The organism is Nocardia sp. NPDC056100 (assembly GCF_042266325.1).
In the GTDB taxonomy this organism is placed as follows: Bacteria; Actinomycetota; Actinomycetes; order Mycobacteriales; family Mycobacteriaceae; genus Nocardia.
Genome location: NZ_JBHJVY010000003.1, coordinates 1,619,224 through 1,632,516 on the forward strand (window position 1 = coordinate 1,619,224; position 13,293 = coordinate 1,632,516).

Consider the following 13,293-nt stretch of genomic DNA (forward strand, 5'->3'; position numbering starts at 1 on the left):
GGTAACTGCCTGGAATTCTCCGGTAACTGGTCCGTTTCGCCGGGTTCGAACAGGTTCAATACATGTTTGCTGGTGCCCGGGGGATGGGATGATGCTGGGGTGGGAAACGCGGCAACCGCCAGCGCCGAGGTCTGCTCCGGTACGGAAACCTCGGCTCGCCAGGCATTCGAGCAGTGGGAGGCACTCGTCTCCGATGCTGTGCTGCCCTCCACGATCGAGCCGCTGGCCACCGGACATTGGCACGGCAGGGTCAGTACGACCCAGTTCGATCGCTCCAGTTTCACCCTCATGTCCGCCAGCGCGCAGCGGGTTATGCGCACCCGTCGTCAGGTCGAACAGGCCACCGCGGAGTTCCTGCTGGTGAATATCGTTGTGGAAGGCTCGAACTGGACCGAGCAGAACGGCCGGGTGGCCGATACGCCCGCCGGGTCCATCGTCTTCTTCGACAGCGCCCGCCCGATCGAGAGTCGCACCACCGAGAATTCGGTATCGGCGATCGTGCGCGCCCCCATGCATCTGGTGCTCGAGCACGCCGGGCTGGTGCGTGACGAACTGCCGATCGCCACGCCATTGCCGACCACCGGTGCGCTCGGCGTGGTGGCCGGGTTCTTCCGCGGGCTGGCCGAACTCGCGCCCGATGAGACCTCCAGGGCCGCAACGGTGCTGGATTCGGAGATCGCCGGCATGCTGTCCTCCGCGGTGCTGCTGGCCACCGGGCGCAATTCGCCCGCCCCCTCGGATTCGCTGTACACGCGCCAGCAGGTGCTGGCCTACCTCCGCAAGCGCTATACCGATCCCGAGCTCACCGTGGACGAGGTGGCGCACGCCTGCCTGGTGTCGCGGCGCACGCTGTATCGGCTGTGCGAGGGGTTCGGCGGTCCGGCGGCGCTGGTGCGGCGCATGCGGGTCGAACATGCCCGCCGTCTGCTGCGCGCCGATCCGAATCGGCCGCTGGCCGCGATCGCGGCGGCGTCCGGTTTCGCCACCGATCGGCATTTCTATCGCGCGTTCCGCGATGAGACCGGGCAGACGCCCGGGCAATTCCGCGCCCAATTGGACCCAGGCACACCACGTCGGTAGCTCGGCACGGGATGTCGCTGTACCGGGCAGCCGTTCGGCGAAGGGTGATGGCACAGATCATCCCCATCGTGTCGAAGGGAGCCGAGGTGCCGACGAAGGTGCGTGTTGCAGCCGTCCAAGCCGAACCGCGGTGGCTGGACCTGCGGGCGGGCGTCCAGCAGGCCATCGAACTCATCGAGGCGGCGGCGGCCGGCGGTGCACGGCTGGTCGCTTTCCCGGAGACCTTCCTGCCCGGTTATCCGTGGTGGCTGTGGCTCGATTCGGTGAGTTGGGGGCAGGGTTTCTTCGCGCGCTATCGGACCAATTCGCTGACCGTGGGCCGCACCGAGTTCCGCCGCATCGCCGATGCCGCGCGCCGGCATCGCATCCACGTGCTGCTCGGGTTCAGTGAACGCTGCGGAAGCTCGCTGTACATGTCGCAGTGCCTGATCGATGATCGGGGCGTGCTGGCCGGGGTGCGGCGCAAGCCGGAGCTGACGCCGCTGGAGCATCGGATCTTCCGCTGCGGCGAGATCACCGACCCGTATGTGTTCCGCACCGATATCGGGCGGATCGGCGTGCAGGGCGGGTCCGAGCAGTTGCATCTGCCCGCGCGCCGCGAGCTGGAACGCACCGGCGCGCAGCTGCATATCGTGTCCTGGCCCGGTTTCATCATCGCGCGGGATGTGGACTGGGGTGTGCGGGTGAACAATGCCGCCACGCTCTGGTACGCGGTGGTCGGCAATCTGAATGTGATCGCGGCCTGTTCGGTGATGGATGTGGCGGGCAGCGAAAGTCGGCGCGGCGGAACGGAACCCGCGAAACAGCTGGTGCGGGGGCCGGGCGGGCATTCGCGAATTTACGCGCCGGGGGGCACCGAGTTGGCGGCTCCGCTCAGTGGACATGAACAGGGAATCCTGTACGCGGACCTGGAGTTGGATCTGAGTTGCGAGTCCGCGGCCTAGCATTCGCTCCGAGTGGGCGTCGGCGTTTTCCCCGAGTGCCGTGGGAAATCGGCTGATCAACGGCCGCAGTGATTTTCGGTTGTTGGCCGTGTATTGGTGGATCTGGGACACTGCCCGGTATTCGGCCGGACAGCGGCCGTCGAATGTGTCGAGGGATGGGGAGTGGAGCGGTCTGAGCAAGTCAATCGGGTCGAGGTGCGGTCCGGATCGGATGCGTCGACGGTGGAGGCGTTCGAGCGCTGGGAAGCGCATGTGAGTGCGGCCTATGTGCCACTTGCGGTTTCGCCCATGCCCACCGGCCTGTTTCGCGGGCATATCGAGCACGCCCGATATGGCGATATGGAGCTGACCGTGGTCGGGTCGACGCCGCAGTTGATCCACCGCACCGGTTCGCTGATCGCTCGCACCGAGGACGAGTTCTTGCTGGCGAGCATTCCGCTTTCCGGTAGTGCGCGGTTACGTCAGGACGATCGAGTCGCGGAAGTCGGGCCCGGGGGCATCGTGTTCTACAACACCTCGCGGCCCTATGACTGGGAATTCGATCAGGAGTGGGAACAGGTCGTACTACAGGTGCCGATGAGCAAGCTGCGCGAGCGTTACGGTGTGATGGGCGCGGAAGTGCCTACCGCGAAGCACTTTTCGAGGGAAAGCGCGCCGGGCGTGGTCGCGCAATTCTTCCGGAGTGTGGCCCGATTGCGGCGCGATGATCCGGGTGGTGCGGCGCTGCTGGCCGAGCCCGGAATGGATCTGCTGGCCGCGGCGGTGGTGGCGGCCTCGGGCGGTGCGCCGCGGGATCAGTCCGCCGATGCGCTGAATCGGCAGCGGGTGTTGAGTTTCATGCGCGAGAACTGCGCGGATCCGGATCTCGGAGTCGATCGAATCGCGGAAGGTTGCCGAATGTCGCGGCGTACTCTGTATCGCGTGTTCGGTGAGTTCGAGGGCGGTCCGGGGGCGGTGTTGCGGCGTATGCGCATCGAGCGTTCCTGTGAGTTGTTGCGCACCGCACCGCAGTTGCCGCTGTCCGCGGTGGCGAAGGCTTCGGGTTTCCTGACCGAGCGCAGCTTCTATCGTTCGTTCCGCACCGAAATGGGTACTACCCCCGGAGCATTCCGTACATTGCCTTGAACTGTTTATTGCTATAAACACCGCAGTGGCATGAACAGTCGGTAAAGCGGCACACTCGGCCATGGCGTGCTGTGTCGCCATTCCGCAAGCATCCATTCCATGAGGGAAATGGGATGAGAAAGACTGTGCGAGTGGCGGCGATCCAGGCCGAGCCGAAATGGCTGCGGTTATCGGAGGGAGTGGAGCAGGTTGTCGAACTGATCGGCGCCGCTGCCGCGTCGGGCGCTCGCCTGGTCGCATTCCCGGAGACCTTCCTACCCGGTTATCCATGGTGGCGCTGGGTGGATTCCAATCAGTGGAACGTCGAATATTCGACCCGCTGCCGCGAGAATTCGATGACTCGTGACGGCGCGGAAATGCGTCGAATCACCGGCGCGGCAAGGGATCACGGCATACACGTGGTACTCGGATTCGGGGAACGACAGGATCGTCGAATCTATATGGCACAGGCTGTTATCGACGAGAACGGCGAGATCGTTTCGGTGCGGCGAAAAGCCGGGCTCAATCCGATTGAACGCAAGGTATTCGCTTCCGGCACACCGAATCTCCCGGCGGTGCGGCACGGTGTGATCGGGAAGGTGGGCGCGCTCTCCGGACAGGAGAATCAGCGGCCGCTGCTGACCCGGGCGCTGCGCGCCGATGAGGAGCAGATTCATATCGCGGCCTGGCCGGGAAATCCGGAAGGTGAGGCGCCCGGCCCGGATTCGCCCGCGACCGTGAGCCGCATGTACGCGCTGGAGGCGAACGCCTACGTGGTGGCGCCGTGCGCGGTGGTCGGCGCGGCGGCCTGGGATCGTCGAGGGCCGCAGGGCGTCCGGAGCAGCGGGCAGGCGCGGATCTACGCCGCGGGTGGGGCCGAGGTGGTTCCGCCGCTCGCCGTGGGCGCGGAGGGGATCCTGTACGCGGATCTGGAGATCGGTTCGGCCGCACCGGATCGGCGCGAGGTGGATCTGGCGGCGCGGCCGCGCATGCGGCGGGGGCAGCAGGCCGCGCGCACGGCGACGCCGCGTCGGCTGGGTGCGGATCGCTGGGCGGTACCGCTCATGCTCGGTTCGGGGCCGGGCGGTTTGGCCGCCTGCTGACGGGCAATCTGCGAACCGAATGGTCTGTCTAGTCATTCGATGCGAAGATCGGAAAGGTGAGTCACTCGGTATCGGCCATCGTGCGCTCGGGTACAGACACCTCACCGCAACTGGCCTTCGAAAAATGGGAAGCACTGGTCACCGCCGCGTTCGTACCACTCTCGGTGACACCGGCCGACGGTGGGGCAAACGGGCTGCCGCCCGGGCAGTTTCGCGCCCATATCGCCGACACCCAGTTCGAACAGTTCGGCGCCGCCGTCATCGGCGCGACTACGCAGCGCATCGCGCGAACGCGCCGGCACATCGCCCGCTCCGATCAGGACTACCTGCTGGTCAGCATTCAGCGGACCGGTCGAGCGCGGATGGAACAGGGTGGCCGCCGGGCCGACTGGGGGCCGGGCTCGCTGGTGCTGATCGACACCAGCCGCCCCTTCGCCGGTGCGCACGCGGCGGAGGCCGAATCGGTCATGCTGCGCATCCCGCTGGATCGGTTGCTGGCGAGCACCGGCCTGGCGCCCGCCGACCTGCCGATGGCCACGCCCATAGCGGTGCGCGGCACCCTCGCGGTGGTGGCCGAATTCCTGTGCGGTCTCGCCGAATTGGGCGCCGAGGCCGACCCCGCCGCGGAATTGCTGGCCGGGCACGGCTTCGAACTACTCGCCGGGGCGCTCTCGCTCATCGCCGGTGACGCCGGATACGCGCGGAACAGTCCGGCGCTGATACACGAGGTGATCGCGGCATACGTCCGGGATCATCACGCCGATCCGGCCATGACGGTCGAGGAGGTGGCGCACGCCTGCGGTCTGTCCCGGCGATCGCTCTATCGCGCCTGTGAGCAATTCGGCGGCTTCGGCGCGCTGGTGCGCCGCACCCGGCTCGAGCACGCGCGGAACCTGCTCCGCGAGCCGGGCTCCCGCTCGCTGGCCACGATCGCCGGTGCGGCCGGATTCGCCGACGAACGCAACTTCTATCGCGTCTTCCGTCAGGAAATGGGGATGACCCCGAGCGAATTCCGGGCGCAATCGGCGTAGCTCAGGAGCGCACCAGGCGGGCGATGGCGTCGGTGGCTTCCTTGATCTTGGCCTCGGCTTCCGGGCCGCCCGCGACGGCGGCGTCCACCACGCAGTGGCTGATGTGATCCTCGAGCAGGCCCATGGCCACCGCCTGCAGCGCCTTGGTCATGGCCGACACCTGGGTGAGGATGTCGATGCAGTACTTTTCCTCTTCCACCATGCGCTGCAGGCCGCGGGCCTGGCCCTCGATGCGGCGCAGGCGCTTGAGGTAGTCGTCCTTGGCGGTGATGTAGCCGTGCGAGCCGTGGTCGTGGTGGGATGCGTCGGCTGCGGGTGCGTCGACGGATTCGGTTGTGGCGGTCTGTTCGCTGGTCACCGACGATTTCCTCACTCCCGGCATCAATACCCCCCTAGGGTACATGCTCCGATCCGGTAGCACCACTCATGCGCGCATGCGCGAGAATTGCCCGCATGAGTTCGGATCCTCGGGCCACGCTGGCCATTATCGGCGGCAGCGGGTTCTACGACTTCTTCGGCGACGATGCGACCACGGTGGAGCTCGAGACGCCCTACGGCGCACCCAGTGCGCCCATCACCATCGGACAGGTGGAAGGGCGTTCGGTCGCCTTCCTGCCGCGACACGGGCGCAAGCACGAGTACTCGCCGCACACCGTGCCCTACCGCGCCAATATGTGGGCGCTGCGCACCCTCGGCGTGCGCCGGATCTTCGGGCCCTGTGCGGTGGGCAGCCTGCGCGCCGATTGGGGGCCGGGCACCGTGGCGGTGCCGGATCAGCTGGTCGATCGCACCTCCGGGCGCGATCAGACCTTCTACGACGCGGGCGGCGTGCACGTGTCCTTCGCCGACCCGTACTGCGGTGAGCTGCGCACCGCCGCCATCTCGGCGGCCGGGACCGAGTTGCCGCTGAAGGATCACGGCACCATGGTCGTGGTGCAGGGGCCGCGCTTCTCCACGCGCGCGGAGAGCCAGTGGTTCGCCGGGCTGGGCTGGGAGCTGGTCAATATGACCGGGCATCCGGAGGCCGTACTCGCCCGGGAACTCGAAATGTGCTACTCCGCAATCGCTCTCGTGACCGATCTGGACGCGGGCGTGGAATCCGGGCACGGCGTCAGCGCGGTCGACGTGTTCGCCGAGTTCGAGCGCAATCTGGTGCCGTTCAAGGCACTGGTGGCGCGGGCCATCGCCGCCGTCGAGGGCGATGACACCTGCGCTGCGTGCCGCGTGCTCACTGGCACGGGCGTGCAGCTCCCGTTCGAGTTGCCGTAGGCAGAACCCCAGCTCATCGGCCCGGTTCGCAGTGTCGGACCGGGCCTTGGCTTTTCCGCCCCTCACCCCCGCGCCGCGGTCGCCTAGGCTGGGGCCATGAGCGAAGGCGGACCCCAGGCCGACCGGACGCGAGTACTGCTGACCGGCGCGGCCGGCTATATCGGCTCCCATGTGCGGCGCGCCCTCACCGCAGCCGGGCACGAGGTGATCGCCATCGACACCCTGCTCGACTCCGTCCACGGTTTCGATCCCACTGTCCCCGAAGGCGTTTCGCGCGTCGATATTCGCAATCCGGATGCGCTCGAACCGCTGTTGCGCGGTGTCGACGTGGTGTGCCATCTGGCCGCCGCGGTGCCGATTCCGGATCTGCCCGGTCCGGGCCCGGGGCGCTGGGTGCCGCCGCATACGGCGGCCGAGCGCGCCGATGTGCCCGAGGACGGGCGCAAGCTGATCCGGCCGCTTGACGGCCGCGACGGCGGCGCGCTGCGGGCCGCCGCGGGGATGGAATCCGGTGGGCGCGTGCAGACTTCGGCGGGACGCCGGGAGGATGCCGGGCACGGGGCCGGACCCTGTGTGCGCGGGCCGGTGGAGCCCGCGCGTGAGCCCGCGCGCGGGCCGATGGAGATGCAGCGGGCCGCCATCTACGCCACCCACAATGACGCCGGGACGGCGGTGCTGCTCGCGGCGATGGAGCGGGCCGGGGTGCGGCGGCTGGTGCTGGGATCATCGGTCGCGGTCTACGGCGAGGGGCGGTATCGGGCCGGGCGGCAGGGGCCGTTCTTCCCGGGACTGCGGCGGCGGGCGGATCTCGATCGCGGCCTGTTCGACCACCGCGCACCGCGCACCGGGGATCTGCTGACCTGGGAGTCGCTGGGCGAGGACGCGCCGCTGCGGCCCCGGAGCGCTTACGCCGCAAGCAAAGTCGCGCAGGAGCATTACGCGCTGGCCTGGGTCGCCAGCACCGGTTCGGCGGCCACCGTACTGCGCTATCACCACGTGTACGGGGAACCGGCCGATACCGCGCGGACGCTGCGCTCGGCGGAAACCGGTGTGGTGGCGCGCTTCCGGGCCGAACTGCTGGCGGGGCGGTCGCCCAAGGTGTTCGAGGACGGCGGGCAGGTAAGGGATTTCGTGCACGTCCGCGATGTCGCCGCCGCCACGGTGGCGGCGGTGCAACGGCGGCTGGCCGGATTCGTGCCGTTGAATATCGCCTCGGGACAACCGCTCACGCTGTGGGAGGTGGCGTCCACCATGGCCAAGGCCCTCGACGGTCCGTCCCCGGTGGTGTCCGGACAGTATCGGATCACCGATATCCGGCATCTGGTCGCGAATCCCGAACGGGCCCGGCACGCCTTGGAATTCAGCGCCCGCACCGGTCCCGGGGTCGGGCTGGCCGGATATGCCACGGCGGCGGCCGAGCGCTAGCGCGGTTCCCGATGGCCGGGGCTTAGGCTCGGCGGGTGAGCACTCCACTGCGGCTTGAGGTAATCGTGGCCAGTGTGCGACCGCAGCGGTTCGCACCCGTGGTCGCGGACTGGTTCCTGCGCGCGGCGCGGGCGGACGGGCAGTTCGAGGTGGGCGTGCTCGATCTGCTCGATACGCCGCTGCCGCTGGATTTGAGCGAGACCGGCGAATCCCGGGAGTACTGCGAAAGGATCGCCGCCGCAGACGCTTTCGCGGTGGTCACCTCGGAGTACAACCACGGGTATCCGGCCTCGCTGAAGACCGCGCTCGATACCGCCAAGCGGGAATGGCGGGCCAAGCCGATCGGATTCGTCAGCTACGGCGGGCTTTCCGGCGGATTGCGCGCGGTCGAGCAACTGCGGCAGGTGGTTGCCGAGATCCATATGGTCTCCATTCGCGAGACGGTGAGCTTCCACGAAGCCAAGCGGAAATTCGATGCGGCGGGGGAGACGCGGGACGGTGCCGCCATCGACGCGGCTGCCCGTATGCTGCGCCAACTCGGCTGGTGGGGCCGGACTTTGCGCGACGCCCGCGCCACCGACCCGTACCCGGGCTGATCGGCTCGGCTGATTGCGTCGCCGACAGCGTCCCGGCTGTCCCGTGTGCGATCAGCCGGACAGCGCCGCCGCGCGGGGCTGTCCTATGTAGGTGGATTCGCGGGGGATGGAGACCAGGGTCAGTTCCACGCGGGTGGCTCCGGTGCGCAGCGTGATGCGGTTGCCGCCCGCACCGGGTTGGGTGATGGACAGGTCGGGGCGGGCGCCCGGCCAGCCCAGCGGATCTCCGGCCAGGTAGATGGTGGTGATCCCGGCGTGCGGGGCGGGGGCGAGGACGCCGTCGACCAGCACGGCGGTGAATCCGGCGTCGGATTCGTGGGTGTCGGCGGCCAGGGTGAGTCGTTCCGGATTGCCGATGGTGGTGATCAGCTGTTCCCAGACGTGCGGGCGTTCGGTGCGCAGCAGCACGCTCTCGCCGATGGCCAGGGCGCGGAATACCAGCTGTTGCGCCAGATACAGTTCGCCCGCCAGGTAGACGCTCGAAATGCCCTGTCCGACAAGGCGGACGGCGACGCCATTGCCGTCATCGTCGGAGCCGAGCAGCTGTCCGCAGCCCGCCGAGGGCAGTTCGACGGCCCCGATATCGGCGATCTCGCGTTCCCGGGTGGGCACGGTGTCGTCCATTCCCGGTGCGGCGAGCGGAAGTTGACCGAGCAGGGCTTCGCGATGCCTGCCGTTCATGGAGATCATGTGCGGTTGCAGTTGCTCCTGCGGCAGTTCGCGTGCGGTGAGCCGCCAGGCCGCGCCGATGCGCACCGTCTCCGCCGAACTGCCGGGGCGCAGCCGGACCGCGACGGTGGTGCCGCGCGAGGGTGGAATCCACAGGCGCGCAAGCTGTTCGGAATCCAGCCGGGCCGGGGCGACCGCCGCGCCGATGTTCACGCTGTTGCCGAGCTCGGCGTAGCGCCAGTGCTGGGTGAGTTCGCGCGGATCGTTGCCGCCGGTGATCTGCAGTGTGGCCCTGGTGATTTCGGGCGCGGTGAGAATGCGCGCGGGGCAGTCGGCGTCCTCGAGCGTGCGCAGGATGCGCCGGGTGGCGATGGTGACCGCGCGGCAGGCGCCGTCCAGTCCGCCGCCGCGCCGGGCGGCGGCGTCCGGGCAGTTCAGGGGATCGAAGGCGATGGCCAGCCAGACCGTGCGGTGCGCGGTGGCGGGCAGCGGGCCGATCAGTGATTCGTAGATGGCCCCTGCGGGTGTGCCGGAGCGGCTGCGGTGACCGTGCGAGACGATATCGATGCCCGCCAGCTGAATATCGTGCTGGGTAAGGCTTTTCGCGAGTTCGGGTAGCGGCAGCAGGTGTGCGGCGCGGACCGTGCCGCGATCGAGCCGGGTCAATCCGCCCCGGGGCGGGAGTATCTCGACCACGGCCACCACGCGGCTGCCGTCCCGGAAGATTCCGAGGGAGCGGCCGTCGGCGGCGCGGTGGTCGATGAGGTCGGCGACGGGGCGCGGGCGGCGGGCGCGAAAGCGCAGGCGGGTGCCGATCCATTCGGAAACTGGTCGTTTGCCAAGTGGTAAAAACAAAACCAGTCCGAATGCTATGGCGACCCCGAACGCGATCCAGAACGGTGTTCCGCACAGCACCGCGACGCACAGCACGGCCACCGCGGTCACCTCCGCGACCAGCAGGTTCACCATGCCCGTCCGAGCCATAGTCGTCCCCCAACTGCCGGGCCCGGACGCGCCGATCCGAGTCCTGCGCGTGGCCGAGTGCGAATGCGGATTCCCGGGAACTGTACTGTGTGCGGCGAACGCATTCACTGGTCGGGGGAGTTTTATGCCTTCAAAACCGACGACGCGATGGCAGGTCAGCGGCTATCGCTTTCTGGTTCGCCGCATGGAACACGCCCTGGTGCGCAGGGACGTGCGGATGCTGCACGACCCGATGCGCTCGCAGAGCCGGGCATTCAGCGTCGGGCTCATCCTGGCGTGCGTCGCGCTCGCGGGTTGCGGAGTGCTTGCTCTGCTGCGGCCGCAGGACAAGATCGGGTCGAACAAGATCCTCATCGGCAAGGACACCGGCGCGGTCTACGTGGTCATCGACAATGTGGTGCATCCGGCGCTGAACCTCGCCTCGGCGCGGCTGGCGGCGGGGGAGGCCGCCAAACCGGCGACGGTGCGGGAATCGGAGCTGAGCAAGAAGCCGCGCGGGCAGCTCATCGGTATTCCGGGCGCGCCCGCGACGCTGAATTTCGAGGCCAAGAGCAATGGCCGGGGCTGGACCGTGTGCGATGTGCTCGCCAATGACGGCAGCCGGACCCTCACCACCTCGGTGCTCGCCGGTGATCCGGTGCTCGGTGAGAAGGCATCCGCGCTGGAGTCGGGGAAGGCGCTGCTGGTGCAGGGGCGCGATCACACCTATCTGATCTACGACAATCATCGCGCCCAGTTGGATATGAATGATCGCGCGGTGGTGGACGCCCTCGATATTCGCGGGCACACCCCGCGCCCGATCAGCGAGGGTCTGCTCAACGCGATTCCCGAGGTGCTGCCCATCGTGCCGCCGCAGATCGCGAATGCCGGTGCCGCGCCGAACTATTCGATCGGCGACCATCGCATCGGCGATGTGGTGCGGGTGCGCACGGACAGCCGGAACTACGTGGTGCTCGCCGATGGTCTGCAACCGGTGTCGCCGCTGACCGCCGATATCGTGCGCAATGCCTACCGGTCCACGGCCGATGATGATCACATCGCGCAGGCCGATCGCACGGGAGCTCCGGTGTCCTCGGCGCTGCCGGTCGCCGACTATCCGGACCAAGCTCCCGGAATCGTCGACGGCAAGGATCAGCCGGTGGATTGTCTTGCCTGGCAACCGGTTCGGGCCGCCGACAAGTCCGATGGCAGCAAGCATGCCGATCTGACCGTGCTCACCGGCCATGCCGTGCCGATTCCCGATCGCGCCCGGCCGGTGCCGCTCGCACAGGCCGATGGCAATGGGCCGGAAGTGGATTCGTTCTATCTGAAGCCCGGTGCCGGGGCCTATGTGCAGACCACCGGGCTGGAACCGGACAGTCAGCGGCGGGACAGCCTGTTCTTCGTCTCCGATTACGGTGTGCGCTACGGCATCCGGAACCTCGACGCCGCGAAAGCCCTCGGCATGGACCCGGAATCGGTGCGGCCGGAACCCGCGCCGTGGCCGATCGTCGGACTGCTCGCGTCGGGGCCGACCTTGAGTCGCGAGGCCGCGATGGTCGCGCACGATGGGGTCGCACCGGATCCGAATCCCGCCGGGGAACCGGTCAAGACGCAGAACTGAAGGGGCTCAGGCGTCGTCGGAGTGCACGCCGAAACGGCGGCGCAGCGGGAATGAGGCCAGGAAGCCGAGAATGCCCAGCAGGCAGACGATTCCGGTGCCGATGAGCGCCACATCGCGGGCGGTGTTATCCGGCTTCGGCGCGGCGGCGGGAATGGTCAGCTGCCGGTCCTTGGCGGCGCTGGGCTGTTTCGGCGGGAGGTCTTTCGGCGTTTCCGCGGTGAGCGCGGCGATGGGGTCGATCGCGCCGTAGCCGACATATGGATTCCAGCCCTCGCCCGGTGCGTGTGCGGTGGCTTCGATGCGCCTGATGATCTCGCGCGCGGGCATATCGGGGAACCGGGAACGCAGCAGCGCCGCGACGCCGGAGACATAGGGTGCGGCGAAACTCGTTCCGCTGTAACGGTTCACCTGACCCTGATTGGTGAACTTGGCGGTGGTGAGGCCCGGACCGCGCGGGTCGAGGGAAATGACGTCCTCGCCCGGCGCTGCCACCCCGACCCAGGGGCCGGGCACGGTGAATTTCGACGGCTGGCCGAACGCGTCGATGGAGCCCACCGACAGCACGTACTCGTCCCACCAGGCCGGGGTCACGTACGAGGTGATGTGATTCCAGAGATCCTCGTTCGGATGCAGCGGATCGAAGCCCGGATTACTGGCCTTGCAGGTGTCGGTGTTGCCCGCCGACGTCACGATGACGACATCCTTGTCGACCGCCGCGTACTGTACGGCCGCGCCGAGCATGCCCATCTCGGTGCTCTCGGGTTCCGTTGTGGGACAGGCGACCAGGGAGATATTGACGACGCGGGCCCCGGCGTCGGCGGCGCGGCGAATGGCCGAGGCCAGGGCGGAGATCTTGCCGTAGCCGTCCGGCATATCGTCGGGGCCTTTGTCCCGGCCCGCGCCCTCGGCCTGGTACATGGCGCTGGTCTGCCGGATGGTCATGATCCGGGCCTCCGGGGCGACGCCCGCGAAGCCCTCTCCCGCAAGCTGATTCGCGGCGATGAGACCGGCGACGATGGTGCCGTGCGCATCGCAGTCCTCGGTGCCGTCACCGGCATTGGCGACATAGTCACCGCCGGGGATGAGACCGGGCAGGCGCGGGTGCGGGGCGACGCCGGTATCGATGACCGCGACCAATTGTCCGGCGCCACGCGAGAATTGCCATGCGTGGTCGAGGTCCAAGGCGCGCTGCGTCGGTGGAATCGTGGGGCCGTCACCACCCGCCTGGGTGCTGATGCAGGGCGAATTCGCGGGATGCTCGGTCTTGCCCGGTGGTGCGGCCGGACCACCCGGTGGCAGCAGGCCGGGATTGATGGCCGGGGGCCGATCCGCCTGTGCGGCAACGGGATCCACCACCGGGCCCGCCGCGATCGCCAGCACCGACGCAGCGGTGACCACGCGTATCGCGCGCGCCCGGAAGACCCTGACGTTCACGTGCTTGCTGCCCGCGACTTGTAGCCGCTATGCGCGCGAGGGCGATTCGAT

12 protein-coding genes are annotated in these 13,293 nt (G+C 68.3%); 9 read left to right on the plus strand and 3 right to left on the minus strand.

Annotated elements, in window-relative coordinates:
• Nucleotides 1-99: 99 nt before the first annotated feature.
• The 5 genes from ACFC0O_RS29185 to ACFC0O_RS29205 all read left to right on the plus strand — a co-directional run bounded on the left by ACFC0O_RS29185 (nt 100) and on the right by ACFC0O_RS29205 (nt 5,262).
• Nucleotides 100-1,080 (plus strand): AraC family transcriptional regulator, encoded by a 981-nt coding sequence (locus ACFC0O_RS29185; RefSeq protein WP_364640766.1) that lies wholly within the window; start codon nt 100-102, stop codon nt 1,078-1,080.
• Nucleotides 1,081-1,148: 68 nt separating this feature from the next.
• The gene (locus ACFC0O_RS29190) at nt 1,149-2,024 is read left to right on the plus strand and encodes a nitrilase-related carbon-nitrogen hydrolase (protein WP_364640763.1); all 876 of its coding nucleotides are present in this window, start codon (nt 1,149-1,151) and stop codon (nt 2,022-2,024) included.
• 162 nt (nt 2,025-2,186) lie between these two features.
• Nucleotides 2,187-3,149 (plus strand): helix-turn-helix domain-containing protein, encoded by a 963-nt coding sequence (locus ACFC0O_RS29195; RefSeq protein WP_375963206.1) that lies wholly within the window; start codon nt 2,187-2,189, stop codon nt 3,147-3,149.
• Nucleotides 3,150-3,262: 113 nt separating this feature from the next.
• On the plus strand, nt 3,263-4,231 hold the full coding sequence (locus ACFC0O_RS29200; RefSeq protein ID WP_375963208.1) for a nitrilase-related carbon-nitrogen hydrolase: 969 nt from the start codon (nt 3,263-3,265) through the stop codon (nt 4,229-4,231).
• 56 nt (nt 4,232-4,287) lie between these two features.
• Nucleotides 4,288-5,262, plus strand: coding sequence for an AraC family transcriptional regulator (locus tag ACFC0O_RS29205; protein ID WP_375963211.1), 975 nt, complete (start codon nt 4,288-4,290; stop codon nt 5,260-5,262).
• Nucleotide 5,263: 1 nt separating this feature from the next.
• Here ACFC0O_RS29205 and ACFC0O_RS29210 read toward each other — a convergent pair whose 3' ends face one another.
• Entirely contained in the window at nt 5,264-5,533 is a 270-nt protein-coding gene (locus ACFC0O_RS29210) for a metal-sensitive transcriptional regulator (RefSeq protein WP_051028944.1), read from the minus strand.
• Nucleotides 5,534-5,715: 182 nt separating this feature from the next.
• Between ACFC0O_RS29210 and ACFC0O_RS29215 the strand changes: the two genes are divergently transcribed.
• The 3 genes from ACFC0O_RS29215 to ACFC0O_RS29225 all read left to right on the plus strand — a co-directional run bounded on the left by ACFC0O_RS29215 (nt 5,716) and on the right by ACFC0O_RS29225 (nt 8,552).
• Complete coding sequence (locus tag ACFC0O_RS29215; protein WP_375963214.1) at nt 5,716-6,531, plus strand: S-methyl-5'-thioadenosine phosphorylase; 816 nt, start codon at nt 5,716-5,718, stop codon at nt 6,529-6,531.
• A gap of 96 nt (nt 6,532-6,627) precedes the next feature.
• Complete coding sequence (locus tag ACFC0O_RS29220; protein WP_375963217.1) at nt 6,628-7,956, plus strand: NAD-dependent epimerase/dehydratase family protein; 1,329 nt, start codon at nt 6,628-6,630, stop codon at nt 7,954-7,956.
• 35 nt (nt 7,957-7,991) lie between these two features.
• Nucleotides 7,992-8,552 carry an NADPH-dependent FMN reductase gene (locus tag ACFC0O_RS29225; RefSeq protein WP_375963219.1) on the plus strand — a complete coding sequence of 187 codons (561 nt, stop codon included), beginning with the start codon at nt 7,992-7,994 and terminating at the stop codon, nt 8,550-8,552.
• Between the two features lie 51 nt (nt 8,553-8,603).
• Here ACFC0O_RS29225 and eccE read toward each other — a convergent pair whose 3' ends face one another.
• Complete coding sequence (gene eccE / locus ACFC0O_RS29230; protein WP_375963222.1) at nt 8,604-10,205, minus strand: type VII secretion protein EccE; 1,602 nt, start codon at nt 10,203-10,205, stop codon at nt 8,604-8,606.
• A 124-nt stretch (nt 10,206-10,329) separates the two neighbouring features.
• Between eccE and eccB the strand changes: the two genes are divergently transcribed.
• Complete coding sequence (gene eccB / locus ACFC0O_RS29235) at nt 10,330-11,808, plus strand: type VII secretion protein EccB (protein WP_375963224.1); 1,479 nt, start codon at nt 10,330-10,332, stop codon at nt 11,806-11,808.
• Between the two features lie 6 nt (nt 11,809-11,814).
• On the opposite strand, the gene mycP is transcribed toward eccB, so the two are convergent.
• On the minus strand, nt 11,815-13,242 hold the full coding sequence (gene mycP, locus ACFC0O_RS29240) for a type VII secretion-associated serine protease mycosin (RefSeq protein WP_375963227.1): 1,428 nt from the start codon (nt 13,240-13,242) through the stop codon (nt 11,815-11,817).
• Nucleotides 13,243-13,293 lie beyond the last annotated feature (51 nt).

Excerpts from the sequence above, each read along its gene's own strand:
- ACFC0O_RS29200 (WP_375963208.1), top strand. The coding sequence starts at position 3,263 with ATGAGAAAGACTGTGCGAGTGGCGGCGATCCAGGCCGAGCCGAAATGG.
- ACFC0O_RS29215 (WP_375963214.1), top strand. The coding sequence starts at position 5,716 with ATGAGTTCGGATCCTCGGGCCACGCTGGCCATTATCGGCGGCAGCGGG.
- ACFC0O_RS29220 (WP_375963217.1), top strand. The coding sequence starts at position 6,628 with ATGAGCGAAGGCGGACCCCAGGCCGACCGGACGCGAGTACTGCTGACC.
- eccE (WP_375963222.1), bottom strand. The coding sequence starts at position 10,205 with ATGGCTCGGACGGGCATGGTGAACCTGCTGGTCGCGGAGGTGACCGCG.
- eccB (WP_375963224.1), top strand. The coding sequence starts at position 10,330 with ATGCCTTCAAAACCGACGACGCGATGGCAGGTCAGCGGCTATCGCTTT.